This window comes from Serratia inhibens, assembly GCF_003591175.1.
In the GTDB taxonomy this organism is placed as follows: Bacteria; Pseudomonadota; Gammaproteobacteria; order Enterobacterales; family Enterobacteriaceae; genus Serratia; species Serratia inhibens.
The window spans coordinates 91,824-116,451 of sequence record NZ_QYYG01000007.1; the positions used below are offsets into that span (position 1 = coordinate 91,824).

The 24,628-nt window shown below is 58.5% G+C and carries 24 protein-coding genes; 10 read left to right on the forward strand and 14 right to left on the reverse strand.

Annotation, left to right across the window (positions count from 1 at the left end; translation table 11 throughout):
- Window positions 1-11: 11 nt before the first annotated feature.
- Both D4100_RS19275 and D4100_RS19280 read left to right on the forward strand, forming a co-directional pair.
- Window positions 12-1,055, forward strand: coding sequence for a LacI family DNA-binding transcriptional regulator (locus D4100_RS19275; RefSeq protein WP_006320640.1), 1,044 nt, complete (start codon window positions 12-14; stop codon window positions 1,053-1,055).
- Window positions 1,056-1,085: 30 nt separating this feature from the next.
- Window positions 1,086-1,904 carry a shikimate 5-dehydrogenase gene (locus tag D4100_RS19280; RefSeq protein ID WP_119805047.1) on the forward strand — a complete coding sequence of 273 codons (819 nt, stop codon included), beginning with the start codon at window positions 1,086-1,088 and terminating at the stop codon, window positions 1,902-1,904.
- Window positions 1,905-1,952: 48 nt separating this feature from the next.
- Here D4100_RS19280 and D4100_RS19285 read toward each other — a convergent pair whose 3' ends face one another.
- The 4 genes from D4100_RS19285 to exbB form a co-directional block, all read right to left on the reverse strand.
- Window positions 1,953-2,246, reverse strand: a complete 294-nt coding sequence (locus D4100_RS19285; RefSeq protein WP_119805048.1) for a type II toxin-antitoxin system RelE/ParE family toxin — start codon at window positions 2,244-2,246, stop codon at window positions 1,953-1,955.
- Window positions 2,246-2,506 (reverse strand): type II toxin-antitoxin system ParD family antitoxin, encoded by a 261-nt coding sequence (locus D4100_RS19290; protein WP_006320637.1) that lies wholly within the window; start codon window positions 2,504-2,506, stop codon window positions 2,246-2,248. Before D4100_RS19290 ends, D4100_RS19285 begins: the two co-directional genes overlap by 1 nt.
- A 137-nt stretch (window positions 2,507-2,643) precedes the next feature.
- The gene (gene exbD / locus D4100_RS19295) at window positions 2,644-3,066 is read right to left on the reverse strand and encodes a TonB system transport protein ExbD (RefSeq protein WP_006320636.1); all 423 of its coding nucleotides are present in this window, start codon (window positions 3,064-3,066) and stop codon (window positions 2,644-2,646) included.
- A 3-nt stretch (window positions 3,067-3,069) separates the two neighbouring features.
- Complete coding sequence (exbB, locus tag D4100_RS19300) at window positions 3,070-4,038, reverse strand: tol-pal system-associated acyl-CoA thioesterase (RefSeq protein ID WP_119805049.1); 969 nt, start codon at window positions 4,036-4,038, stop codon at window positions 3,070-3,072.
- A 455-nt stretch (window positions 4,039-4,493) separates the two neighbouring features.
- On the opposite strand from exbB, the gene metC reads away from it, so the two are divergent.
- On the forward strand, window positions 4,494-5,690 hold the full coding sequence (metC, locus tag D4100_RS19305; RefSeq protein ID WP_006320627.1) for a cystathionine beta-lyase: 1,197 nt from the start codon (window positions 4,494-4,496) through the stop codon (window positions 5,688-5,690).
- 155 nt (window positions 5,691-5,845) lie between these two features.
- Window positions 5,846-6,505 carry a DedA family protein gene (locus tag D4100_RS19310; protein WP_006320625.1) on the forward strand — a complete coding sequence of 220 codons (660 nt, stop codon included), beginning with the start codon at window positions 5,846-5,848 and terminating at the stop codon, window positions 6,503-6,505.
- Here D4100_RS19310 and D4100_RS19315 read toward each other — a convergent pair.
- Entirely contained in the window at window positions 6,502-7,428 is a 927-nt protein-coding gene (locus tag D4100_RS19315) for a LysR family transcriptional regulator (RefSeq protein ID WP_006320623.1), read from the reverse strand. The two genes, D4100_RS19310 and D4100_RS19315, sit on opposite strands and share 4 nt — an antisense overlap.
- A gap of 108 nt (window positions 7,429-7,536) precedes the next feature.
- Between D4100_RS19315 and D4100_RS19320 the strand changes: the two genes are divergently transcribed.
- Window positions 7,537-8,565 carry a zinc-dependent alcohol dehydrogenase family protein gene (locus tag D4100_RS19320; protein WP_119805050.1) on the forward strand — a complete coding sequence of 343 codons (1,029 nt, stop codon included), beginning with the start codon at window positions 7,537-7,539 and terminating at the stop codon, window positions 8,563-8,565.
- Window positions 8,566-8,593: 28 nt separating this feature from the next.
- On the opposite strand, the gene D4100_RS19325 is transcribed toward D4100_RS19320, so the two are convergent.
- On the reverse strand, window positions 8,594-9,499 hold the full coding sequence (locus tag D4100_RS19325) for an AraC family transcriptional regulator (RefSeq protein WP_006320620.1): 906 nt from the start codon (window positions 9,497-9,499) through the stop codon (window positions 8,594-8,596).
- A gap of 193 nt (window positions 9,500-9,692) precedes the next feature.
- On the opposite strand from D4100_RS19325, the gene yqhD reads away from it, so the two are divergent.
- Entirely contained in the window at window positions 9,693-10,856 is a 1,164-nt protein-coding gene (gene yqhD, locus D4100_RS19330; RefSeq protein ID WP_006320619.1) for an alcohol dehydrogenase, read from the forward strand.
- Between the two features lie 290 nt (window positions 10,857-11,146).
- Complete coding sequence (gene dkgA, locus D4100_RS19335) at window positions 11,147-11,971, forward strand: 2,5-didehydrogluconate reductase DkgA (protein WP_119805051.1); 825 nt, start codon at window positions 11,147-11,149, stop codon at window positions 11,969-11,971.
- A gap of 46 nt (window positions 11,972-12,017) precedes the next feature.
- Here the strand turns inward: dkgA and D4100_RS19340 are convergent, their stop codons facing one another.
- The 4 genes from D4100_RS19340 to D4100_RS19355 form a co-directional block, all read right to left on the reverse strand.
- Entirely contained in the window at window positions 12,018-13,421 is a 1,404-nt protein-coding gene (locus tag D4100_RS19340; protein WP_006320617.1) for a GH1 family beta-glucosidase, read from the reverse strand.
- Entirely contained in the window at window positions 13,418-13,747 is a 330-nt protein-coding gene (locus D4100_RS19345; RefSeq protein WP_006320616.1) for a PTS lactose/cellobiose transporter subunit IIA, read from the reverse strand. Before D4100_RS19345 ends, D4100_RS19340 begins: the two co-directional genes overlap by 4 nt.
- Window positions 13,744-15,063 carry a PTS cellobiose transporter subunit IIC gene (locus tag D4100_RS19350; RefSeq protein WP_006320615.1) on the reverse strand — a complete coding sequence of 440 codons (1,320 nt, stop codon included), beginning with the start codon at window positions 15,061-15,063 and terminating at the stop codon, window positions 13,744-13,746. The genes D4100_RS19345 and D4100_RS19350 overlap by 4 nt, the downstream gene beginning before the upstream one ends.
- 105 nt (window positions 15,064-15,168) lie before the next feature.
- On the reverse strand, window positions 15,169-15,474 hold the full coding sequence (locus tag D4100_RS19355; RefSeq protein ID WP_006320614.1) for a PTS sugar transporter subunit IIB: 306 nt from the start codon (window positions 15,472-15,474) through the stop codon (window positions 15,169-15,171).
- A gap of 266 nt (window positions 15,475-15,740) precedes the next feature.
- Between D4100_RS19355 and D4100_RS19360 the strand changes: the two genes are divergently transcribed.
- Window positions 15,741-16,346, forward strand: coding sequence for a transglycosylase SLT domain-containing protein (locus D4100_RS19360; RefSeq protein WP_006320613.1), 606 nt, complete (start codon window positions 15,741-15,743; stop codon window positions 16,344-16,346).
- Window positions 16,347-16,409: 63 nt separating this feature from the next.
- On the opposite strand, the gene D4100_RS19365 is transcribed toward D4100_RS19360, so the two are convergent.
- The gene (locus D4100_RS19365; protein ID WP_006320612.1) at window positions 16,410-18,575 is read right to left on the reverse strand and encodes a YgiQ family radical SAM protein; all 2,166 of its coding nucleotides are present in this window, start codon (window positions 18,573-18,575) and stop codon (window positions 16,410-16,412) included.
- Between the two features lie 183 nt (window positions 18,576-18,758).
- On the opposite strand from D4100_RS19365, the gene D4100_RS19370 reads away from it, so the two are divergent.
- On the forward strand, window positions 18,759-19,646 hold the full coding sequence (locus tag D4100_RS19370) for a PfkB family carbohydrate kinase (protein ID WP_119805052.1): 888 nt from the start codon (window positions 18,759-18,761) through the stop codon (window positions 19,644-19,646).
- Window positions 19,647-19,684: 38 nt separating this feature from the next.
- On the opposite strand, the gene D4100_RS19375 is transcribed toward D4100_RS19370, so the two are convergent.
- Entirely contained in the window at window positions 19,685-20,944 is a 1,260-nt protein-coding gene (locus tag D4100_RS19375; protein WP_006320610.1) for a nucleoside permease, read from the reverse strand.
- Between the two features lie 267 nt (window positions 20,945-21,211).
- Complete coding sequence (xapA, locus tag D4100_RS19380) at window positions 21,212-22,042, reverse strand: xanthosine phosphorylase (RefSeq protein ID WP_006320609.1); 831 nt, start codon at window positions 22,040-22,042, stop codon at window positions 21,212-21,214.
- A gap of 151 nt (window positions 22,043-22,193) precedes the next feature.
- Here xapA and D4100_RS19385 point away from each other — a divergent pair, with 151 nt between their 5' ends.
- A complete protein-coding gene (locus D4100_RS19385; RefSeq protein WP_420876410.1) occupies window positions 22,194-23,090 on the forward strand; it encodes a LysR family transcriptional regulator in 897 nt (298 codons plus the stop codon).
- A gap of 20 nt (window positions 23,091-23,110) precedes the next feature.
- On the opposite strand, the gene ftsP is transcribed toward D4100_RS19385, so the two are convergent.
- Window positions 23,111-24,526: a cell division protein FtsP gene (ftsP, locus tag D4100_RS19390; RefSeq protein ID WP_119805054.1), complete on the reverse strand. Its 1,416-nt coding sequence runs from the start codon at window positions 24,524-24,526 to the stop codon at window positions 23,111-23,113.
- Window positions 24,527-24,628: the final 102 nt, after the last annotated feature.

Consider the following 24,628-nt stretch of genomic DNA (forward strand, 5'->3'; position numbering starts at 1 on the left):
GATGAACTCAGATGCCGTCAGTGAAAAAAAACAAACGCATAACCATCAGTGATATTGCCGCACTGGCCGGCGTGTCGAAATCGACCGCCAGCCTGGTGCTTAACGGACGCAGCAAAGAATACCGGGTGTCCGACGACACCCGTGACCGTATTCTGGCGCTGGCCGGCGAGCACCACTATCAGCCCAGCTTCCATGCACGTTCGCTGCGATCTTCCCGCAGCCATACCCTGGGGCTGGTGGTGCCGGAAATGACCAACTACGGTTTTGCCGTGATTTCACGCGAGCTGGAAACCCTGTGCCGCGAGGCGGGTTTGCAGTTGCTGATCGCCTGCTCCGATGAAAACCCGGCGCAGGAAATGATGGCGGTCAACAGCCTGGTGCAACGCCAGGTCGACGGCCTGATTGTTGCCTCCAGCCAGCTCAGCGATGTGGAATACCAAAAGATCAACGCCGGCCTGCCGGTGGTGCAGATGGACCGCCTGATCACCGGCTCCGCGCTGCCGCTGGTGATCACCGACTCACTGACCTCGACCGCCACGCTGGTGGAGAACGTCGCGCGCCAGCATCCGGACGAATTCTATTTCCTCGGCGGCCAGCCGCGCATCTCGCCAACGCGCGATCGGTTGGCCGGTTTTCAGCTCGGCCTTGAACGCGCCGGGGTGACCTGTAAACCGGAGTGGATCATCAACGGCAACTACCACCCCAGCTCCGGCTACGAGATGTTCGCCCAGCTTTGCGCACAGCTTGGCCGGCCGCCGAAAGCGCTGTTTACCGCCGCCTGCGGCCTGCTGGAAGGGGTGCTGCGCTACCTGAATCAGCACCAGTTGATGGAAAGCGACCTGCACCTTTGCAGCTTCGACGACCACTACCTGTTCGATGGCCTGACGCTGAAAATCGACACCGTAGCCCAGGATTGCCGCGCCCTGGCCCAGCACAGTTTCGACATGGTCAGCCAGCTTATCGACGAACAGCCGCTGGCGCAGAATACGTTATATCTGCCGGGCAGCATCCACTGGCGTCACCCCGGTTCGAAGGCCCTGCTCGGCCAGCCATAAATTCAGGTTTTCCCGATTAAGGAACCCATCATGAGTCGTGAGATTAACAAAGATACCCAGCTGTGCATGTCGCTGGCCGGCCGCCCTGGCAACTTCGGTACCCGCTTCCATAACTATCTGTACCAGGAGCTGGATCTGAACTTTATCTATAAGGCATTCACCACCCAGGATATTCAGGCGGCGGTGGGCGGCGTGCGCGCTCTGGGTATTCGCGGTTGTGCGGTTTCCATGCCGTTCAAAGAGAGCTGCATTCCCTTTCTCGATGAGTTGGATGCTTCCGCCACGGCTATTGAATCGGTCAATACCATCGTCAATGACGAGGGGTTCCTGCGGGCCTATAACACCGACTATATCGCCATCGCCAAACTGCTGGCGCAGCATCGGATCCCGGCGGAAACCACTTTCGCCCTGCGCGGCAGCGGCGGCATGGCAAAGGCGGTGGTCGCCGCCCTGCGCGACGCCGGTTTCAAACGGGGTCATATCATCGCCCGCAACCCGGCGGCAGGCCAGGCGCTGGCTAGTACCTACGGTTATCAGTGGCTGGCGGAAATCGGTGATTTAACCGTGGATATGCTGATCAACGTAACGCCCATCGGCATGGCCGGTGGCGCAGAGGCGGAACAGCTGGCCTTTGCCCCGGCAACCATCGAAGCGGCGAAAATCGTCTTCGACGTGGTGGCGCTGCCGGCGGAAACCCCGCTGATTCGCAACGCACGCGAGCAAGGCAAACGGGTGATCACCGGTGCGGAAGTGATTGCATTGCAGGCGCTGGAGCAGTTCGTGCTCTATACCGGCGTGCGCCCTACCGATGAGCAGATCGCCCGCGCTGCGGCGCATGCTCGCGGCTGAAGGGTGATGAACGTTAGGGGCTGAGCAGGTGAGCCAGCTCTTAACGTTCTAACGATAAGCCAGCAAACGCAAAATATTCCTCGCACCGTGGAATATTCGCTCGATCCTGACATTGCACTGTACCGCGGTGAAAACAATAAGATATTTACCATAGGCGCTGATCCTGACATCTCGACCAAGTTCAGGACGCTTTTGATAGGCTTCCGGTGACTCGCCGATACGCTGGCATTGGTTGTATAGCTCAGAAATAAAACTCAGCGCACGGGCCGGATTATCTTGGGCGATATAGTCACCAATGTTTTCAATATCCCGAATCGCCGCCGGCGATATTGTTAACCCCATTAGTCACTTCCGTTATTTACCATCCGTTGGTATTTAGTCCGTAAGCGCGCAAATGCCTCCTCCGCAGGGACTCCCTCACCACTTTCTATTCCCTGTGCAATAGCCACTCGCAGCTCTTCAATTTTCAGCGCCCGTTCATGCTCTTCGAGGAGGCGCAGACCCGCCCGTATCACTTCGCTGACGTTACCGTAACGCCCGCTGTCAATTTGCTCATGAACGAACTTTTCAAAATGAGGGCTTAAAGCAATGCTGGTTGGCATAACCGACTCCGGAAGTAGTGTTAGTTACTATCTATTAGTATTTTCTTTTGCCCATTACAGGTCAAGTCTATGTTCAAATTTCAGGCAGTAAAAAGGGCGCCTCGGCGCCCTTCTCATCGTTAGCGATATCCGGCCCGTTACTTCGCGGCGCCTTCCATCCCTACCAGCCCCACTTTCAGGTAGCCGGCTTTACGCAACGTATCCATCACGCTCATCAGCGTTTCGTAGTCCACGGTCTTGTCCGCCTGGAAGAAGATGGTGGTCTCTTTGTTCGCCTGAGTGCGCTGATCCAGCACCGCCGTCAGTTGATCGGCGTTGACCGCTTGCTCACCCACATACAGCTGCTTATCCGCTTTCACCGACAGGAACACCGGTTTTTCCGGGCGCGGCTGCGGTTTGGCTGAAGAAGCGGGGAGATCGACGCGGATATCGACCGTTGCCAGCGGCGCGGCCACCATAAAGATGATCAACAGCACCAGCATGACGTCGATAAACGGCGTCACGTTGATTTCATGCAGTTCGCCGCTGTCGTCCAGATCTTCATTTAAGCGCATCGCCATAACTCACCCCACCCGCAGTTGGTGTGAATGCTGTGAGCGTTTGGCTTCCGCCGTCGCGGCCAGATCCAGATCGCGGCTCGACAGCAGCAGCACCTGCGCCGCCACGTCGCCAACCTGAGCGCGATGGCCGCCGATGACGCGGGCGAAGATGTTATAAATCACCACCGCCGGGATCGCGGCAACCAGCCCCAACGCGGTCGCCAGCAGCGCTTCCGCAATGCCGGGCGCGACGACGGCCAGATTGGTGGTTTGCGAGTGGGCGATGCCGATAAAGCTGTTCATGATGCCCCAAACGGTGCCGAACAGGCCGACGAACGGCGAGATAGCGCCAATGGTCGCCAGGAAGCCGTTGCCACGGCCCATGTTGCGGCTGTAGCCCGCTACGCGGCGCTCAAGACGGAAAGCGGTACGTTCTTTGATGCCGTTGTTGTCGTTGGATTCCGCCGACAGTTCCAGCTCGTTTTGCGCGTCGTTCAACAACACCGCGCTGATGCTTTCTTCGGAGAAACCCTGCGCCAGTTCGCTGGCTTCATCCAGCGTACGCACATTGGCCAGCGTCAGTTGTTCGCGGCGCAGACGGCGCTTGGCGCGGAACAGTTCGCTGCCTTTGGAGAACAGAATGGTCCAGGTAACGATAGACGCCAGCACCAGGCCGATCATCACCGTTTTCACGACGATGTCCGCGTGCTGGTACATGCCCCAAACGGACAGATCCATGCCGCGGGTTTCCGGCGGTTGGATGGTGGGTTGTGGATTCACCGGAGTGAGGGTTTCAGGCGCAGCAGCAGGCGCGGCGGCCGGTGCAACGCTCTCGGTCACGGCGGGGTTTGCCGCCGGTGCAGCCTGTGCGCTGCCGGCCAACCCAACCACCAATACCATCGAAGCGAACAGACCACGGCCTAACGCCTTGCCCCATTGCGCCCGGCCCAGGCCGAACGATCCTTGATTTAAATGCTTGCCAGCCGTTTTCACGCTGTGCCTCCACCCGTTACCGATCAAAATTGAGGAATAATTCAGCGTGCGATCATATCAAACCAATCAGGGATTGATAGTAGTTCTCATTATTATTTACCAAATAGTCGGCAATATTTAAGATCTAACGGCGCCGGAGCCGCTACATGCGCCCATTCGCTGCCGGTTAGGCCTTTTACTCCCCTTTTAACGGGCTTTTCGTTACTTTTCGCCCACAGAGATGCAACAAATCCGCCCCGACAGCATTTATGCCTGTAGGCTGCCCGTTTGCCGACAGGCGGGCGGCTTAAATGCCGTCAGGCAGAATGATGGCGTGCCAGAACGCGCTCTGGCAGAGGATTATAGCCGTTTCTATATCTGGAAGTTAAAACGTCTGGATGGCTATTATATGTCATGCTAACCTAAGGGCTATCGCAAAATGCCAGTGAATAGCCAGTAAAAGTGAGCCCATTCCCATGACATCAAAAAATATCGAAACCACGCTGATCGCCGCCGGGCGCAGCAAGCGCTATACCCAGGGCTCCGTTAATCCCGTCACCCAGCGCGCTTCCTCACTGGTATTTGACTCCGTTGCGGCCAAGAAACATGCCACCGCCCAACGCGCCCACGGCGAGCTATTTTACGGCCGGCGCGGCACCCTGACCCACTTCGCGTTTCAGGATGCGATGGTCGAACTGGAAGGCGGTGCAGGCTGCGTGCTTTATCCGTGCGGCGCGGCGGCGGTATCCAACGCCATTTTGTCTTTTGTCGGTGCCGGCGACCACGTGCTGATGACCGGTTCGGTCTATGAGCCAACGCAAGATTTTTGCAGCCACATTCTTAGCCGCATGAACGTGGCGACCACCTATTTCGACCCGCTGATCGGCGCCGACATCGCCGGGCTGATTCAGCCCAATACCCGCGTGGTGTTCCTCGAATCCCCCGGTTCCATCACCATGGAAATTCAGGATATTCCGGCGATGGTGCAGGCCATCCGCGCCGTAGCGCCAGAAACAGTGATCATGATCGATAACACCTGGGCGGCCGGCGTGCTGTTCAAGGCGCTGGATTTCGATATCGATATTTCGATTCAGGCCGGCACCAAATACATTATCGGCCACTCCGATTACATGCTCGGCACCGCCGTGGCCAACGAACGCTGTTGGGACCAACTGCGCGAATATTCTTACCTGATGGGCCAGATGGTGGACGCCGATACCGCCTATATGGCAAGCCGCGGTCTGCGCACGCTGGGCGTGCGCCTGAAGCAGCACGAACAGAGCAGTATCGAAGTCGCCAACTGGCTGGCGGAACGGCCGGAAGTGGAGGTGGTCAATCACCCTGCGCTGCCCGGCTGTAAAGGCCATGAATTCTATCGCCGCGATTTCAGCGGCTGCAACGGCCTGTTCTCTTTCGTGTTGAAACAACGGCTCAGCGACAATCAACTGGCCGACTATCTGGATAACTTCAGCCATTTCAGCATGGCCTATTCCTGGGGGGGTTACGAGTCGCTGATCCTGGCCAACCAACCGGAAGAGCTGGAGGCGATCCGTCCGGCGGGCGGCGTTGATTTCTCCGGCACGCTGGTGCGCCTGCATATCGGCCTGGAGAACGTGCAGGATCTGATCGCCGACCTCGCCGAAGGGTTCGAGCGTATCGCCAACGCACGCTGATCCGCAGCCCGTTGCACTGCCAATTTTAATCTGCTTCGTTTAATGTGTGCTTAAGCTATTAGCAGTACACTAAGCGGGTAATGGTCAGATAAGGTCAACACAGCCCCCTGGAGAACGTGACCCCTGGGCGAAACCGGCATGCAACAGGACATAAAATGGATGTATTACGAGAGATTGTTCATGCGCTTTGGCAGCAGGACTTCATTGCCCTTGCCGACCCAAGCGTAATTTGGGTGGTTTATGCCGTGCTTTTCACCACTCTGTTCCTTGAAAATGGATTACTGCCGGCCTCCTTCCTGCCCGGCGACAGCCTGCTGCTGTTATCCGGCGCATTGATCGCCAAAGGCGTGATGGCTTTTATCCCCACGCTGATTATTCTGACCCTCGCCGCCAGCCTCGGCTGTTGGCTCAGCTATTTGCAGGGCCGCTGGTTGGGCCATACCAACCTGGTGAAAGGCTGGCTGCTGCAACTGCCCGCCCAGTATCACCAGCGCGCGCACAATCTGTTTAACCGTCACGGCCTGATGGCCCTGATGATCGGCCGCTTCCTCGGCTTCGTTCGTACCCTGCTGCCGACCATGGCCGGCATCTCTGGGCTGAACAGCGCGCGTTTTCATCTGTTCAACTGGTTAAGTGCGGTAGTTTGGGTCGGTGCCCTGGTCAGCCTCGGCTACGCTTTCAGCCAGATCCCGCTGGTGAAACGTTACGAAAGCCAGGTGATGACCGGGCTGATGATCCTGCCGCTGCTGCTGTTGCTGGTGGGCTTGCTGGGTGCCATGCTGGTCATCTGGCGCAAAAAACGCGCCGCCGCCTAACCGACGGGCTTGGCCTCAATCAATTCCATATTGGCGGGCAACTTGCTCGCCAATAGATCCACCGCCATTCGCACCTTCAACGGCAGATGCGGCGTCTGCGGCCACACCGCATGGGCGTCGAAAAACAGCCCCGGCCGATCTCGCATTATCCGCACCAGTTCACCTTTAATCAGTTGCCCGCGCACCAGCCAACACGGCAGCCAGGCGATGCCGAACCCGGCGACGGCCGCATCCGCTATCGCCTGCAGATCATCCATCTGCAAACGGGTGCCCGGCATCATCTCCCGCGTCACGCCGTCCGCTTCCGGGATCAACCAGTTACGCACCACGCCGGCACGTACATAAGCCACCGCATCGTGCTGCGCCAGTTGTTCGATGCTCTGCGGTTCGCCGCGGCGCTGCAAGTAAGCCGGCGCGGCGCAAAGCGCCATGCGATGGTTACCGAGCCGCCGTGCCACCAGCCCGCTGCTGTTGGCCAACTCGCCGTTGCGGATCGCCAGGTCAAAACCGTCCTCAATCAAATCCACGACGCGATCGTTAAACGACAGCTCCAGCTCCAGCCCGGGGTGTTCGCGCGCCAGTTCGGTCAGCAGTGGCGCGATGCACATGCGGCCGAACAGCACCGGCATCGATACCCTTAACCTGCCGCTGACCTCTCGCTTGCCCGACTCCAGCAGCGTTTCCGCCGCGCGGATCTCCTCCAGCGCCCGCAGGCAACGTTCGTAGAACAGCGCCCCGTCGTCGGTCAGGCTCAGGCTGCGGGTCGTGCGGTGGAACAGGCGCACGCCAAGCCGCTGCTCCAGTCTGGCGATGGTCTTGCCCACCGCCGAGCGCGAAAGATGCAGCCGGCTGGCGGCCAGCGCAAAGCTCCCCGCCCCCACTGCGGTGACGAATACCGAAATGCCGTTCAACCGGTCGGTCATGGTTTGTATCTCTGAGGGAAACAATTAAAAGAAATCTTATCGCCACTGGCGAATATCAATCAACGATAATATCGACAGGTCTACTTATTTCCGACTTTGGAGTGAATCATGACCGACACAATGCAACGCTGGACGATGGCCGCCCTGGGGCGTGAACATTTGCAACTGACCGAAAGCGCAATCCCGCAGCCTGGCCCGCACGAGATCAGGGTGAAAGTGAAAGCGGTGGCGCTCAACTACCGCGACAAACTGGTGATTGAAACCGGGATGGGGATGACGCTGCCGCAGCCCTTTACTCCCGCCTCCGACATGGCCGGCGAGGTGGATGCCATCGGTGCCGGCGTCAGCCGCTTCCAACCCGGCGATCGAGTGATCTCCACCTTCAGCCCAGACTGGATCGATGGTCCCCGGAAACCGCACGGCGACGCACGTACGCTGCCTTATCGCTCTCTTGGCGGTTTCTATCAGGGTATGCTGGCGGAATACGTGGTAGTGCACGAGGACTGGCTGGCTGCAGCGCCCGCCTCGCTGGACGACGTACAGGCCAGCACCCTGCCCTGCGCCGGCCTGACCGCATGGTTCGCGCTGGTGGAACAGGGCCACCTGCACGCCGGCGAATCGGTGTTGGTGCAAGGCACCGGCGGCGTGGCGCTGTTCGCGCTACAGATCGCCAAGGCGCACGGCGCTGAGGTGTACGTCACCTCCGCCAGCGACGAAAAACTGGCGCGCGCTAAAGCGCTGGGTGCCGATCACGGCATTAACCGCCTGAACGGCGACTGGGTAGACGCAGTGTATGAACTGACGCGAGATCGCGGTATTGACCACGTGGTTGATACCGTTGGCGGCCCCAACCTCGGCAATTCGGTTCGCGCCGTGGCGGTTCACGGGCGCATCTCGGTGATCGGCGCCCTGGAAGGTTTCGAAGTCTCTGCCCCTGCCGGCCCGCTGCTGATGAAATCGCCGGTAATTCAAGGAATTGGCGTCGGCCATCGCCGCGCGCTGGAAGATCTGGTGCGCGCCGTGGATCTCATTGGGCTGCAGCCGGTGATCGACCAGGTTTACCGTTTCGATCAACTGCCGCAGGCGCTCGATCATCTCGAGCGCGGGGCCTTCGGCAAGATCGTACTGATCCCTTGAGGCACTGCCCGGCGGCAGGCAGCCGACGTTAACCGAGTGGGCTGTCGCGCAGCCGGGCAATTTCATCGCTCGGCGTCACGCCAAAGAAGCGTTTGAATTCGCGGCTGAACTGCGAGGCGCTCTCGTAGCCGACGCGGATCGCCGCGGTGCTGGCCTTCAGGCCGTCGTGCACCATCAATAAACGCGCCTTGTGCAGCCGATACGATTTCACATATTGCAGCGGCGAAGTGTTGGTCACCGCCTTGAAGTTATGGTGAAACGCCGAGATGCTCATATTGACCTCCCCCGCCAGCTGCTCCACGTTGAGGCCTTCCGCATACTGGTTCTCGATGCGCCGCAGCGCCTTGGCGATTTGACTAAAGTGCGTATGGCGGTTGACCAACTCCTGCAACGAGGCCCCGCAAGAGCCGCGCAACACGTGATAGAGGATTTCACGCACGATCTGCGGGCCCAGCACCCGGGCATCCAGCGGTTTGGCCATCACGTCCAGCAGGCGCTCGGTGGCGCACAGCATCTCTTCCGACAGCGCGGCCAGATTGACCCCGTTGCTTTCCCTGCGCGGCTGCATCAGATAATCGTCATCACCGATGTCGATCAACAGATCCTGCAGCATCTGGGTATCGATATTGACCGCCAGCCCCACCAACGGCAGTTCAGGGCTGGCGAAGGTTTCGCACTCGAACGGCAGCGGCACCGACATCAGCAAATAGTTGCGCGGATCGTACTGAAACACCTTGTTGCCGCAATAACCGACCTTGTGCCCCTGAAAAACGATCACCACCCCTGGTTCATACATCACCGGTTGACGCGGGCAGTAGCGATCAACGTACAGGATCTTGACCCGCGGCACCGGCGACGGCGTATAGCCGTTGCCCTCGGCAAAGCGCGTGGCCTGGCGCGCCATGCGGCAGCGCAGTTCATCGATTTCCGTCACTGAAACACCCTCTTACACCCAGAACAATTCGGCATAAATAATAGTTTAAAACTCTATTTTTCTACAACGTTTTGTAGGAATAGGCAAGACATGCACAGGAATGTGCATTGTGCTGCGGGGCTAAGTTACTGACAATACGTATCAGATATTTTTGCGCCGCCGGCGCTTTCCCCATGCAGAAGAGAAATCATCCATGCAAAACTTTATTCTCCATACCCCAACCAAAATCCTGTTCGGCCAGGACCAAATTGCCGGCCTGGCACAGCAGATCCCTGCGGACGCACGCATCCTGATCACCTACGGTGGCGGCAGCGTGAAGAAAAACGGCGTGCTGGATCAGGTTTATGCCGCGCTGGCCGGCCGTAACGTGCAAGAGTTCTCCGGCATCGAGCCCAACCCAACCTACGAAACGTTGATGAAAGCGGTCGACGTCGTACGTGCGGAAAACATCGATTTCCTGCTGGCGGTCGGCGGCGGTTCCGTGGTTGACGGCACCAAGTTCATTGCCGCAGCGGCTCATTATCAGGCGGACAGCGATCCGTGGCACATCCTGAAAACCACCGGTAGCCAGATCACCGGCGCAGTACCGATGGGCTGCGTGCTGACGCTGCCGGCCACCGGTTCTGAATCCAATATCGGCGCAGTGATCACCCGCAAAAGCAGCGGCGACAAACTCCCCTTCTTCTCGTCGCATGTGCAGCCGCTGTTCGCGGTACTGGATCCGGTAGTCACTTACTCGCTGCCGCCGCGCCAGATCGCCAACGGCGTAGTGGACGCTTTTGTCCACACTATTGAGCAGTACCTGACTTACCCGGTCAACGCCAAGGTGCAGGATCGCTTTGCCGAAGGTCTGCTGCTGACGCTGCTGGAAGACGGCCCGCGCGCGCTGGCCGAGCCGGAAAACTACGGAGTGCGCGCTAACGTGATGTGGAGCGCCACCATGGCGTTGAACGGCCTGATCGGCGCCGGCGTGCCGCAGGACTGGGCGACCCACATGCTGGGCCACGAGCTGACCGCAATGCACGATCTTGATCATGCACAGACGCTGGCGATCGTTCTGCCGGCCCTGCTGACCGAGAAAAAAGCGCAGAAACGCGAAAAACTGCTGCAATACGCTGAACGCGTTTGGGGCCTGCGCGACGGTAGCGAAGACAGCCGCATTGACGGTGCCATCGCCGCCACCCGCGCCTTCTTCGAGCAAATGGGCGTGCCGACCCGCATGGCGGATTACCAGCTCGACGGCAGCTCGATCCCGGCGCTGCTCGACAAGCTGCATCAACACGGCATGACCGCACTGGGTGAACACCAGGACATCACGCTGGAAGTCAGCCAACGCATTTATGAAGCGGCGCGTTAATCGCAAACCGGCGATTTCCTGCTAGGCTTTAGTTTCTATTTACCATTTCTGCACCCTGCGCCCGACCGATCACCGGGCGCAGTTCAGCGCTTTATCTGCGCTGCCGATCGCATCGCATGACATCGTCTCGTTAATCAATGGGAGAAAAACATGACCTGTACCAGACCGTGCCGCAACCGCTGAAATTTGGTTAGCAAACTCAGCAACACCCCGGTTTGCCAACTAGAATTTATTTATAGCCGTTTTCCGGTGCATGCAGCGCCGGGCAATCAGTTCACAAGGAGATGCGCATGACAACGCAACAACCCATCATCAAACTCCACGATGGTAATCTGATGCCGCAGTTGGGTCTCGGCGTTTGGCAGGCGAGTATTTCAGAGACCACCAATGCAGTGAGCAAAGCGCTGGAAATTGGTTATCGCTCGATTGATACCGCTGCGATCTACAAGAATGAGGAAGGGGTCGGCGCCGCGCTGCAATCTGCCTCGGTACCGCGCGACCAACTGTTCATTACCACCAAGCTGTGGAACGACGATCAGGGCGATCCGCAGGCCGCGCTGGAAACCAGCCTGGAAAAACTCAAACTGGACTATGTCGATCTGTATCTGATCCACTGGCCCAAACCGCAACAGGATCAGTACGTCGACGCCTGGCGCGGGTTGATCAAGCTGCGCGAACAGGGGCTGAGCAAGAGCATCGGCGTGTGCAATTTCCACATTCCGCACCTGCAGCGCCTGCTGGATGAAACCGGCGTAGCGCCGGTGATCAATCAGATCGAGCTGCACCCGCTGCTGCAACAGCGCCAGCTACGCGCCTGGAACGCCACCCATCATATCGCCACCGAGTCCTGGAGCCCGCTGGCACAGGGCGGCGAAGGGGTATTTGACCAGCCGCTGATCAAACACCTGGCGGATAAATACGAGAAGACCCCGGCGCAAATCGTGGTGCGCTGGCACCTGGACAGCGGCCTGATCGTGATCCCGAAATCGGTCACGCCATCGCGCATCCGTGAAAACTTCGAGGTATTCGATTTCAAACTGGATAAAGACGAACTGAGCCAGATTACCCAGTTGGATATCGGCAATCGCCTGGGGCCGGATCCCGAGTCTCTGTAATGTTACCCGGCCCTCTCCCCAACGAGAGGGCCATTTTATTTCCCCGCTATAGCTGCTCGCCGTTGGTGGCGATCACCCGCTGATACCAGCCAAAGCTCTGCTTCTTCTTGCGCGCCAGATTGTCGTTATGATCGACATAGACGAAACCGTATTGCTTCTGATAGCCGTTGAGCCAGGAAAGCAGATCGATAAACGACCAGGGGTAATAGCCGCGCACGTCGGCACCCTGTTCGATCGCCGCGCCGATCGCCTGAATATGATCGCGCAGATAGTCAATGCGCGGTTGATCGCGCACCTCGCCGTCGACAATCGGATCCTTGGCACCCAGCCCGTTCTCGGTAATGTAAATGGGAATATTGCCGTAGCGTTTGACGATGCGGCCAATCGCGTCGGTCAGCCCCTGCGGATAAACCTCCCAATCCCAATCGGTGTAAACGCCGTTCGGGTTGCGTACCTGTTTGAACAACCCCTTAAAGCCCAGTTCGCGCCCGCTGCCCTTCTGGCCGCTGGTATTGATGGCATAGCCGTCCACGTCGTCGTTATGCGCCACCATCTCGCGCTTGTAGTAATTCAGGCCGATAAAATCGACGATGTTCTGCTTGAGCAGTTCTTCATCACCCGGCGCGAAATACGGCACGCCAAACGCCTGCTGCGCCATCGCCAACAGCTCCGCCGGGTATTCGCCCTTCAATACCGGATCGTACAGCCAGTGGGTGAAGATCCCTTCGGCGATCTCGCAGGCGCGCCGATCCTGCGGCGAATCGCTGATCGGATCGTTAGGTTGCAGTACGTTGACGAAGCCGATCTGCCCGTCGATCCGCATTTCTCGGAAGCTTTTCACCGCCCGCGCATTGGCCAAAAATACATGGTGGCAGGCCTGAATGCCCTTTTTCGGATCGGTCAGCCTGGGCGGATGCGCGCCCGTAATGTAGCCCATGCCGATAAACACGATGGTTTCGTTGAAGGTTGACCACAGCTCAACGCGATCGCCAAAGCGCTGATAGCACAGGCGGGCGTATTCATCGAAGGCGTCGACGATCTCACGCGATTCCCAGCCGCCGAACTGTTCCTGCAATGCCTGCGGCAGATCCCAGTGATAAAGGGTGATCATAGGTTTGATATTGTGCTTCAGCAGTTCGTCGATCAGTTCGCTGTAGAAGCGGATCCCGGCTTCGTTCACCTCTCCGCGTCCTTGCGGCAACAGCCGCGGCCAGGAGATCGAAAATCGGTAGGTCTGCATGCCCAGCTCGGCCATCAGCGCCACGTCCTCCCGGAAGCGGTGATAATGATCGACCGCCACGTCGCCGTTGGTGCCCTGATAGGTGGTGCCGGGCAGATGGGAAAACAGATCCCAGTTGGACAGGCCCTTGCCGTCGGCATCATGGCCGCCTTCTACCTGATAAGACGCGGTCGCCGCGCCCCAGAGGAAATCCTTGGGAAATACGCTCATGCGTTTTGCACTCCGTTCTGCTCCAGTAATCGATAAATTCTGACCAGCTCTTCCACCAGATCGCGCGCCAGCATGGCGTTCATGATGTGGTCTTGTGCGTGCACCATGATCAGGTTGACCGGCAGCTTGCCTTCGCCCTCGTCAAAACCGATCAGCTCAGTCTGGGTCGCGTGGGCGCGCTTCGCCGCCGATTGCGATTCCGCCAACAGAATATCCACCTGCTCCCACTGGTATTTACGCGCCGCGTACAGCGCCTGCATGGCACAACTGCGCGCCTCGCCGGCATTGATAATCAGCTCCATTACCGCCGTTTCCATGTCGATCATTCGATCACTCCTTGCGTTTGTTCAATCGGATCCGCTTCACTCACTTCCTGATCCAGCAGTTGCTGTTCATAAACTTTAAAGAACGGGTAATAAATCAGCGCCGATACCGCCGCCAACAGCAGCACCAGCAGCGCTGCACGGAAATCCCAGCCGGTGGCCCAGGCTGCGCCAATCGGCGCCGGTGCGGTCCAGGGCACCACCGAGATCACCCGGCCGATCAGATCCAGTTTCACCGCCGCATAGGCGATGATCGAATTGACGATCGGCGCGGTGATAAACGGGATAAAGAAGGTGGGATTCATCACGATCGGCGTGCCGAAGATCACCGGTTCGTTGATATTGAAACAGCTCGGCACCAGGCTCAGCTTGCCGATCGACCGCAGGTGCGCCGAACGGCTGCGCAGATAAAGCAGCACCAGCCCAAAAGTGGCGCCGGAGCCGCCAATCACGATAAAGAAAGTCCAGAAAGCTTCCATAAAGATGTGCGGCAGCGGCTGGCCGGCCGCGAGCATATCCTGATTGATGCCCAGATTGGTCAGCCAGAATGCCTGCAGCATGCCGGAGACAATCACCGCGCCGTGAATGCCGGCAAACCACAGCAGATGGCCGATCAATACCGCCAGCAGGATCGCCGGCAACGAGTCGGCGGCGGAAATCAGCGGCTGGAACAGCGCCATGATCGCCTGCGGCAACAGCAGGCCAAACTGGTGTTGCACCAGCAGGCTGAGCGGATACAGCGTGATCACCACCGCCAGGATCGGGATCAGCAGATCGAACGACTGCTTGATTTTGGCCGGCACCTGCTCCGGCAACGAAATGCCGATATTGCGCACTTTAAGGAAACGGATCAGCTCGGTGGTGTAGACCGCCACCAAAATGGCGGTGAAGATCCCCACGCCGCCCAACGCGGCGGTCGGCAGCACCTTCTCGGTCTGTGGCGCGGCGACCAGTAAAAAAGACATCAGCGCCAGCATCGCCGCCATAAAGGGATCGAGCTTATAACTCTGCGCCAGATTGTAGGCGATGGCGGCGGTAATATAGATCGACATAATGCCCATCGTCATATTAAACGGGGTAAGAATGGCGACCTGATGTTTTTCCGCCGCACCCAGCCACCATTGAGCTATTCCCCAACTGCTGTCGGCGGCAAAAGGCGGATAAGCGAAAACCAGTAAAAATGAGCCGACGATCATGAACGGCATGGCGGAAATAAAACCGTCGCGGATCGCCATAATATGACGCTGGGTCGATAATTTACCGGCAATCGGGCTGATGCGGTTTTCGATGAAATTGAATGCGGCCTGGCTGATACTCATGGTTCAACCCTCGGGACGTTTGGTGAGTAATGGGGTAAAAAGCGGCTCAATCCTGGCCGGATAGCCAGGCAAAACGGGCGCTGTACGGCTCCGATTCTCTCGGTGTTATGCGATCATCGCCAAGGCTTCGGCCAGAATCTTATCGCCGCGCATCATGCCGTAATCCATGCTGTTAATAACCGCAATCGGCTTATTTTCCCGATCGGCGATCTTTTTAAAATCGGCCAGCTTATATTTTATTTGTGGCCCCAGCAGGCAGCATTGGTAATTAGCCAGCGTAGATTCGAATTCTTCTATGCCCACGGCAATAATATCCACCTCAATTCCCTGCTGTTCGGCAGATTTTTTCATTTTATTCACCACCATGCTGGTCGACATGCCGGCGGCGCAGCAAAGAAATATCTTTTTCATCCGATCTCCTGAGGCTAATCGCGTACAAATTATTCAGTTGAGAAATGAGTATGGTGGAAAATATGAAAAAACAGCAACCGGTTTCAGTAACCGGTTTCATCATTTAATCGGGTTATGTGAGGAAGATCCAGAATTGCCGCCGGCGATGAATTCATCATTGCGGAGCACCAGAAAACAGCCATTTTTTTGCTAAAGATCTTTTACCCGGCTGACGCTATCATGACGCACCTGAGGTTACCCCCCACTCAACTAAAGCACGGAGCACCATGAAATTTTCTCTACGGCAGTGGTCACGCTTGGGCATCGTCTGCGCGATGCTGATATTGGCAGGCTGCGCCGGCAAAAAGCACCGCGTCAGTTACAATCCTCACGCCTACGACGACGCGATCGAAGATGCTGCCGATAAATACGGTGTCGACCAAAAACTGATCGCCGCGATGATTAAGGTCGAATCCGGCTTTAACCCAGAGGCGGTGAGTAAGTCCAACGCCATCGGTTTAATGCAGTTGAAAGCCGACACCGCCGGCTGCGATGCCTATCGCTACAAAGGGAAACGCGGCTGCCCGGACGACGACGATCTGCTGGATCCCGAGACTAACATCGATCTCGGTGCCGCCTATCTGGCCGTGTTGCAAAAACAGCAGCTTAGAGGGATCTACGATCCGGTGACTCTGCGTTACGCCACCATTATCGCCTACGTAAACGGCACCGGAGCGCTGTTGCGGACCTTTTCCAGCAACCGTGAGCAAGCCATCGCGATGATTAACACGCTGTCGCCGGAAGCCTTTAACTGGCATGTGCGCAAATATCATCCTGCCCCGCAGGCACCGCGCCATTTGATGAAAGTAGAAGCGGCCTACGAGCAATTGTGACTTTCAAAAACAAAAAAGGAGAACCCGGGGGTTCTCCTTTCGTTTAAGCAACTGGCTCGGCCGTTACGGCTTGCCGTTGCGGATAGGCTTGCGCGGCGGCTTGTTCGACGGCGTGCGCTGCCGGGTAATGTCGGTATGCTTGGTCAGCGCCGGGCGAGTATGACGCTGCAGACGTTTAGCTTCGCGCTGCTCGTCGATGCTTGGCGCCGGCACCAGGCACTCGCGACGGCTGCCGATCAGGTGCTTCATGCCCATTTCTTCCAGCGCGGTGCGGATCATCGCCCAGTTAGCCGGGTCATGATAGCGCAACAGCGCCTTGTGCAAGCGACGCTGACGATCGCCACGCGGCACTACCACGTCTTCCGACTTATACCCCACCTTGCTCAACGGGTTCTTGCCGGTGTAATACATGGTGGTGGAGTTGGCCATCGGTGAAGGATAGAAGTTCTGCACCTGATCGAGGCGGAAACGGTTTTTCTTCAGCCACAGCGCCAGATTCACCATGTCCTCATCGCGGGTGCCCGGATGCGAAGAGATAAAATACGGGATCAGATACTGCTCTTTGCCCGCCAACTTCGAATAATGGTCGAACAGCTGTTTGAACCGATCGTAGCTGCCCATGCCCGGCTTCATCATTTTCGACAGCGGCCCTTCCTCGGTGTGTTCCGGGGCGATCTTCAGATACCCGCCGACGTGGTGGGTTGCCAGCTCTTTGATGTAGCGCGGATCTTCCACTGCCAGATCGTAACGAACACCGGAAGCGATCAGGATCTTCTTGACCCCCTCCAGCGAACGCGCGCGGCGATACAGGTTGATGGTCGGCTCGTGGTTGGTGTCCATGTAGGTGCAGATTTCCGGATAGACGCACGAGGCGCGACGGCAGGTCTGCTCGGCGCGCGGGTTGGTGCAGCGCAGCATGTACATGTTGGCGGTCGGGCCACCCAGATCGGAGATCACGCCGGTAAAGCCCGGTACCTTGTCGCGGATCTCTTCGATTTCACGAATGATCGAATCTTCCGAGCGGCTCTGGATGATGCGCCCTTCATGCTCGGTGATCGAACAGAACGAACAGCCGCCGTAGCAACCGCGCATGATATTCACCGAGAAACGAATCATGTCGTAGGCCGGGATGGTTTCCTTGCCGTAGGACGGATGCGGAATACGCTGGTACGGCAGGGCAAACACGCTGTCCATTTCCGGCGTGGTCAGCGGGATTGCCGGTGGGTTGATCCACACGTAACGGTCACCGTGCGACTGCATCAGCGCACGGGCGCAGCCTGGGTTGGTTTCATGGTGCAGAATTCGCGAAGTGTGCGCATACAGCACTTTGTCGGCCTTCACTTTTTCGAAGGACGGCAGCAGCACGTAGGTTTTTTCCCACGGTTTTGGCTTGGCGGCGCGCACGGTGACCGGCTTGGCTTCCGGCTCCGGCGTACCGCCGTCGGCGCACGGCAGATCCTCGCCGTAAGGGTTGGGGATAGGCTCAATGCGGCCCGGCTTGTCCAGACGGGTAGAATCCACGCCGGTCCAGCCCGGCAACGCGCCCTTGCGCATGACAGCCGTATTGCGGATATCGTGGATCTCGCTGATTTTTTCACCGGCGGCCAGGCGGTGCGCCACTTCCACCAGCGGGCGCTCACCGTTGCCGTAGATCAGCATATCGGCTTTGGAATCCACCAGCACCGAACGGCGCACGGTATCCGACCAGTAATCGTAGTGAGCGATGCGACGCAGGCTGGCTTCGATGCCACCCAGCACGATCGGCACGTCTTTATAGGCTTCTTTGCAGCGCTGGCTGTACACCAGCGTCGCGCGATCCGGGCGTTTGCCGCCCACGTTGCCGGCGGTATAGGCATCGTCGTGGCGCAGTTTGCGATCGGCGGTGTAGCGGTTGATCATCGAGTCCATGTTGCCGGCGGTGATGCCGAAGAACAGGTTCGGTTTGCCCAGGCGCATAAAGTCGTCTTTATTGCTCCAGTCCGGCTGCGCAATAATACCCACGCGGAAGCCCTGCGCTTCCAGCATGCGGCCGATGATCGCCATGCCGAAACTCGGGTGATCGACATAAGCGTCACCGCTGATAATGATCACATCGCAGCTGTCCCAGCCCAGTTGATCCATCTCTTCGCGCGACATCGGTAAAAACGGCGCGGTGCCATAACATTCGGCCCAATAAGGCTTATAGGAAAACAATTCACGGTCGGGTTGGATCAGGCTGGTAGTGCTCATTCTGGTGCTCTTTCACAGGTTAATTAATCGCCGGGCGGCGATTATACGCACTAGTGACAAAAAGAGCATGGTTATTTCACACATTAGTCACATCGCCAACCCGCTTGCCCCTCGACGCCGGGCGTTTGCGACGTCATCATAGCCTATTCTGTCCGGCCCGGCGGCCGGCGGCGGAGAACATTAATGAGTGATTTTTTAGCAATAAAACCGGTTTTGGTGCTGGGCAGCGCGATCGGTGAAGTCGATCTGGGGCAACAGCGGCAGATTGGCGGCAGTGCATTTAACGTGGCACGCGCGCTGAGCCGCCTGCAGGTGCCGGTGGTTAATGGCATGCCGGTGGGCAACGGCGAATGGGGCATGATGATTGAAGCGGCCATGAACGCGCTTGGCTTGCCGGTGCTGCTGCGCCACGGCCAGAAGGATAACGGCCACCGCCTGACGCAACTGGAACCCAGCGGCAAACGCACGCTTGTCAAAGTACCGGGCTGCGAAACGCAGTGGAACAAGGCCCAGCTCGCCATGCTGCCGATGACGCCTGAAACGCTGATCTACATCCATGGCGACGAACTGACGGGCGAGAGCGGCGAAGCGCTGCGCGACTGGCTGACACGGTTGCCGTTCGATCAATGGCGCCTGATCGATCCCGGCCCGCGCGTTGGCCTGCTGGATGCGGATTTCTTCGCCATGCTCAGCGACAGCGACACGGTACTGACGCTCAACCGCAGCGAAACGGCAACGCTGTGCGGTGAAGGCGAGGCGGTCACCGCCGCACAGCGTTTTGCCGCGGCACACAATATTACGCTGATCTGCCGGTTGGAGGCTGAAGGCGCATGGCTTTGCGATGGCCGTAACCCGCCGCTGAACCTTGCCGAATATCGGGTCCCGGTGGTGGATACTCTCGGTGCCGGCGACGCCCACTGCGCCGGTCTGCTGGCCGGTATCTCCGCCGGCTGGCCGCTGCCGCAGGCGGTCAACCTGGCCAACCGCGTGGCGGCCTGCGTAGTGGCCAGCCCGGGTGCCGCAGGCGCACCAGGCTGGCAACAACTGCAACAACGCTTTCCCGGCAACTGAGGCCCAATGGGCGCGCTTTTGCGCCCATCTCCCCAGCGCTAATGAGCGCGCTCAACGGGCCCGGCGTGCTCCTCCGGCCGGTGCTGATAATGGAAGGTCAGTGCGAAGATCACGCCCAGCACCAGCGTATACAGCGCGAACACCAGCCAGATGCTCTGCCAGTCTTTTACGCCGTTGCGGGTAAAGAAATCCACCACCTCGCCACTGGCTATGGCCCCCAGATAAGCGCCCAACCCATTCACCATCGTCATGAACAGCCCCTGCGCGCTGGCGCGGATGCGGTGGTCGGCCTCTTTCTCAACAAAGATCGCGCCGGAAATATTGAAGAAATCAAAGGCACAGCCGTAGACGATCATCGAAAGCAGCAGCAGCACGAAACCAAAACCTACCGGGGTACCGTAAGCCAGGAACAGGAAGCGTAGCGTCCAGGCCGCCATGCTGATCAACATCACCTGCTTAATGCCGTATCTGCGCAGGAAAAACGGAATGGTGAGGATGAAAAACACCTCGGAGATTTGCGACAGCGACAACAACACCGCCGGGTATCTGACGCTGAAGCTGTCCTGATACAGCGGGTTTTGCGCAAAATCGTGCAGGAACGGGTTGCCGAAGGTATTGGTTACTTGCAACGCAGCGCCCAGCAGCATGGCAAACAGGAAAAACAGCGCCATGCGCCGTTGGCGGAATAGGACCAACGCGTCCAGCCCCAGAACGCTGAACCAGTGTTTCGACTTTTCCGCCCGACTGGTCGGGCAGTTCGGCAGCGTCAGCGCATAGCCGGCCAACAGCAGCGACGCCCCGGAGGCCAAATACAATTGCATATTGCTGAGTTCGATTTTGCTAAAGCCGATCAGCCACATCGCCACAATAAAACCCAGAGTGCCGTACACCCGCACCGGCGGGAAATCCTTCACCGTGTCGTGACCGTGCTTCTCCAGACAAAAATAGGCAATGGCGTTGGAAAGCGAAATGGTCGGCATATACATCATGGCATTGAACAACATGACCCAGAACATCACCGTCGGCTGCTCAACCTGGGCGGCACAGTACAGCGCGACGGCGCCGAACAGATGGCACAACGCATACAGATAGTTGGCCTTGACCCAGCGATCGGCAACGATGCCCGCCAGCCCAGGCATGATCAGCGCCGCGATGCCCTTGGCGCTGTACACCATACCCACCTGCATCCCGCTGAAATGCAAGGTGTTAATCATGTAAGATCCCAGCGTGACCAGCCAGGCGCCCCAAATAAAGAACTGCAGAAAAACCATTATCTTCAGTCGCGTTTTTATTGCCATCACCATCACCTTATTATTTTGATTGAAACGATGATTCACACGACAGGGTCCCTGCACCCTGCCGCGGGGTTTACAGCATCACATACCCGTCATACTTGAAGCTGCATCTGTGTTGGCTGCACCCGCGCACCCCAGTCACTTAGTTGACTAAGCTCCCGGGGATTTATGAGCCTCATCCCTGAGGCTCACCCACGGGCCAGCGCAAGCGCTGTTCAAATCGGTTCCTGACCGATTTGTTACGGTCTTGCCGCCGTGATGCAACGCCAATTATTTTGGGTAGAACGTTTTGAAGAACTCACGGATCAGGCGCATAAAATCGTCGGCCGCCAGCGCGGCGCAACTCAGGGTTTGTTCATGGGAAAGCGGCGTATCGGACAGCCCTTCCGCGTAGTTGGTCATAGCCGACACCACCAGCACCTTCAGGCCGCAGTGGCGTGCAGAGAGCACTTCCGGCACTATCGACATACCGACGACGTCGCACCCCAGCGTCTGCATCATGCGGATTTCCGCCGGGGTTTCGAAGTTAGGCCCGGTGTAAGCGGCAAAGACCCCTTCGGCCAGCGGAATGCCCGCACGCTCGGCTACCTGCGCCAATTGGCCGCGCAGTTCGCGGTCATAGGCGTTGGCCAGGCTGAAGAAGCGCGGACCAAAACGCTCGTCGTTGTCGCCAACCAGCGGCGATTCAGGCATAAAGTTGATGTGATCGGTAAGCGCCACCAGGCTGCCCGGCGGCACCGACTGGCGCAGCGAACCCGCAGCGTTGGTCGCCAGCAAGAATTCGCAGCCCAGCAGTTTGAACGTGCGCACTGCGGTAGTCATCACCTGCATGCCGCGTCCTTCGTAGTAGTGTCCGCGGCCTTTCATGCACAGTACCGGCACGCCTTCCAGCCAGCCGGCGACCAGTTGCCCGGCGTGGCCCGCAACGCCGCTGACCGGGAAACCGGGCAACTCCGCGTAGTCGATGGTCAGGGTGTCGGTCATCACCTCCGCCAGCGCGCCCAACCCTGAGCCCAATATCAGCGCGGCGCGCGGCTGGAAGCCTGGCAGGCGGCGGCGGATCGCTTCGGCACAGGAAAAAGCATCTTCTTGATTAAACATAGTATTCTCTTCTGCGGGAGGGTGAAATAATCCCCATAGTAGAGAGCGATGCGCGGCGGCGACCAATACATTATTGGCAGCCGATTTATTCCGTTTACCTATAAATTGGTAGCACCAGGAGGCCATCATCAGCATAAAATCGCCCCGGCAACTGCCGGACCCCAGCCGGATTAACTTCCGCCTGCTGCACTATTTCCGCGTTGTGGCGGAAGAAATGAACTTCACCCAAGCCGCGCTGAGACTGAATATTTCGCAGCCGCCGCTCAGCAAGCACATTAAAGAACTGGAAAGCCAACTGGGCGTGGCGCTATTCAGGCGCACCACCCGTTCGATGGCGCTGACGCTGGCCGGCCGCACGCTGTTTCGCAACGTCGAGATGTTGTTGGATCAGGCCGGCCATGCGTTGAATCAGGTGCAGCAATTGGGCCGTGGCGAGGCGGGTCATATGGTGGTCGGCATCGTCGGCACCTCGGTATGGGGCGGGTTGATCCCGGCATTGAAACGCTTTGCCGGGCAAACCGCCAACGTGACCTGGGCACTGAATGAGCTGACGCCCAGCCAGCAGATCACCGCGCTGCAAAAGCGTCATATCGATATTGGCGTCTGGCGAGAGGCCAGAGAACAGGCATTGCCGGGGTTGGCCTGCCAGCTGTTGGCGCGGGAAAACATTGCGGTGGTGCTGCCGCTCGATCACCCGCTGGCACAGGCGGAAAGCCTGCCGCTCGCGGCGCTGCAGCATGACAAATTCATGGTCCTGCCGCCGCACGAGGCCAGCCTGGGGCTGTATCTGCACAATCTGTGCCTGCAACAGGGTTTCAAACCGGACATCGCCTATCAGGTCAATGAACCGCAAACGCTGATGGCGCTGGTGGCCGAAGGTTATGGCATCACGCTGCTGCCGGACAGCTACGGGCGCATTCCCTGGCCCGGTGTGCGGTTCTGCCCGCTGCAGCAAGCACCCTCAGCGGATTTGTACGCCATTTATCATGCCGAGAGCGCCACGCCGGTAGTACAGGCGTTTCTGGAAATGCTGCGTGCGGTACCCTGACGGCGCCGCACGCAGTCGGCTTAAGGTGCCGGCTGTACCATAAACTGGCCGGCGGTACCGCGGTCCGCCATCTCCAGCGTCTGGCTGTAGAACAGGAACGGGAAGTGTTCCGAAGTGGACTGATTGAAGTAAACCAGCAGCTCGACGTCGCCGTCGACCCATACGGTGTCCTTCCAGCCGCGATCTTCCGCCATGGGCTGCGCGCCATTGACGCGTTTCACCAGGAATTGCACGCCCTGAATGTGGAACGCCTGCGGCGTATCCGCGTGAATGTTCCAGCGCTCCCAGGTGCCCTGCTGCATTTGCACATCGATACGGTTCATGTCCCAGATGGCGCCGTTGATCCCAGGCTGGCTGTCGCCAAGACGGAATTCGCGGGTGCGACTGGCGCTGCCGTCCAATAGTTGATCCGCCAACAGGCGCATCGGCAAGTTATCGGTCACCAACGGCAACAGGCCGGTAGGCCGCAGCGTCAGCACCTGTGTGGAGACCAGAATGCTCGAAGGTTCAAACAGACCGCGCAGGCGATCCATCATGCCCGCCGCTTCACCGGCGGTGATGGTTACCTCATCGCCTTTTGACATATCGATCAGCACTTCGCGGCGTTCGCCCGGCGCCAGCGAAAGTTGCTGCACCGCCACCGGCGCAGGCAGGAAGCCCTGATCGCTGGCGACAACGTTAAGCGGCCGGCCGTCGCTCAGTTGCAGCATGTAGCGGCGCGAGTTGGAAGCATTGAGCAGGCGCAGACGTACCCAGCCGCGTGAAACCTCGACGTAAGGATTTTGCACGCCGTTGACCAACAGCGTGTCACCGACAAAACCGCCCTGCGACGGCGGATCGTATTCCGGCGTACCGAAGTTATCCAACCGCTTGTCCTGAATGATCAGCGGGAAGTCGTCAACGCCGTAGTGGTTCGGCAACGGCAGCGCTTTGCTGACCTCATCCTCAACCAGCCACAGCCCGGTCAGGCCATTGTAAACGTGCGGTGCCATGCGGTTCGGCGTATTGGCGTGATACCAGCAGGTAGCCGCGCTCTGGCGAATGGGCAACACCGGCGACCAGTCAACGTTAGGCGACATCATGCGCGCCGCGCCGCCCATCAGGGTACCGGGCACCTGCAGGCCGCTGATGGTCATCGCCACCGGCTCCGGTAGACGGTTGCTGTAGATCAGCTTGACGTCGTCCCCGTTATAAACCCGCACCGTCGGCCCGAGATACATGCCGTTAATGCCCCACACCGATGCCTTGCGGTTATCCATAAACGCCCAGTGGGCACGCTGCAGGGTTAAAAACAGCGGCTGACCTCGGCGGGACTCCAGCAGCGGAGGAATGGGTAATGGCGTCTGCATTCCGCTCGCCTCAGCCCTCAGCGGCACGGCTCCCGCGCACAGCGCCAAGCCCGATGCCTGAATAAACTGACGTCGACTGAGTGACATATTTTCTCCATGAAAAGCAATGACTAAACTCTGGGCAAAGACCGGGCCCCTGTTAATCAGATTAGCAGGAGCCCAGGCGTTAACGGCAGCAGGCGCCGTTTA

What these genes read in the sequence shown, in the direction of transcription:
- D4100_RS19275 (WP_006320640.1), top strand. Translation starts at nt 12, where the DNA reads ATGCCGTCAGTGAAAAAAAACAAACGCATAACCATCAGTGATATTGCC.
- D4100_RS19280 (WP_119805047.1), top strand. Translation starts at nt 1,086, where the DNA reads ATGAGTCGTGAGATTAACAAAGATACCCAGCTGTGCATGTCGCTGGCC.
- D4100_RS19285 (WP_119805048.1), bottom strand. Translation starts at nt 2,246, where the DNA reads ATGGGGTTAACAATATCGCCGGCGGCGATTCGGGATATTGAAAACATT.
- D4100_RS19290 (WP_006320637.1), bottom strand. Translation starts at nt 2,506, where the DNA reads ATGCCAACCAGCATTGCTTTAAGCCCTCATTTTGAAAAGTTCGTTCAT.
- exbD (WP_006320636.1), bottom strand. Translation starts at nt 3,066, where the DNA reads ATGGCGATGCGCTTAAATGAAGATCTGGACGACAGCGGCGAACTGCAT.
- metC (WP_006320627.1), top strand. Translation starts at nt 4,494, where the DNA reads ATGACATCAAAAAATATCGAAACCACGCTGATCGCCGCCGGGCGCAGC.
- D4100_RS19310 (WP_006320625.1), top strand. Translation starts at nt 5,846, where the DNA reads ATGGATGTATTACGAGAGATTGTTCATGCGCTTTGGCAGCAGGACTTC.
- D4100_RS19315 (WP_006320623.1), bottom strand. Translation starts at nt 7,428, where the DNA reads ATGACCGACCGGTTGAACGGCATTTCGGTATTCGTCACCGCAGTGGGG.
- D4100_RS19320 (WP_119805050.1), top strand. Translation starts at nt 7,537, where the DNA reads ATGACCGACACAATGCAACGCTGGACGATGGCCGCCCTGGGGCGTGAA.
- yqhD (WP_006320619.1), top strand. Translation starts at nt 9,693, where the DNA reads ATGCAAAACTTTATTCTCCATACCCCAACCAAAATCCTGTTCGGCCAG.
- dkgA (WP_119805051.1), top strand. Translation starts at nt 11,147, where the DNA reads ATGACAACGCAACAACCCATCATCAAACTCCACGATGGTAATCTGATG.
- D4100_RS19340 (WP_006320617.1), bottom strand. Translation starts at nt 13,421, where the DNA reads ATGAGCGTATTTCCCAAGGATTTCCTCTGGGGCGCGGCGACCGCGTCT.
- D4100_RS19345 (WP_006320616.1), bottom strand. Translation starts at nt 13,747, where the DNA reads ATGATCGACATGGAAACGGCGGTAATGGAGCTGATTATCAATGCCGGC.
- D4100_RS19350 (WP_006320615.1), bottom strand. Translation starts at nt 15,063, where the DNA reads ATGAGTATCAGCCAGGCCGCATTCAATTTCATCGAAAACCGCATCAGC.
- D4100_RS19355 (WP_006320614.1), bottom strand. Translation starts at nt 15,474, where the DNA reads ATGAAAAAGATATTTCTTTGCTGCGCCGCCGGCATGTCGACCAGCATG.
- D4100_RS19360 (WP_006320613.1), top strand. Translation starts at nt 15,741, where the DNA reads ATGAAATTTTCTCTACGGCAGTGGTCACGCTTGGGCATCGTCTGCGCG.
- D4100_RS19365 (WP_006320612.1), bottom strand. Translation starts at nt 18,575, where the DNA reads ATGAGCACTACCAGCCTGATCCAACCCGACCGTGAATTGTTTTCCTAT.
- D4100_RS19370 (WP_119805052.1), top strand. Translation starts at nt 18,759, where the DNA reads ATGAGTGATTTTTTAGCAATAAAACCGGTTTTGGTGCTGGGCAGCGCG.
- D4100_RS19375 (WP_006320610.1), bottom strand. Translation starts at nt 20,944, where the DNA reads ATGGCAATAAAAACGCGACTGAAGATAATGGTTTTTCTGCAGTTCTTT.
- xapA (WP_006320609.1), bottom strand. Translation starts at nt 22,042, where the DNA reads ATGTTTAATCAAGAAGATGCTTTTTCCTGTGCCGAAGCGATCCGCCGC.
- ftsP (WP_119805054.1), bottom strand. Translation starts at nt 24,526, where the DNA reads ATGTCACTCAGTCGACGTCAGTTTATTCAGGCATCGGGCTTGGCGCTG.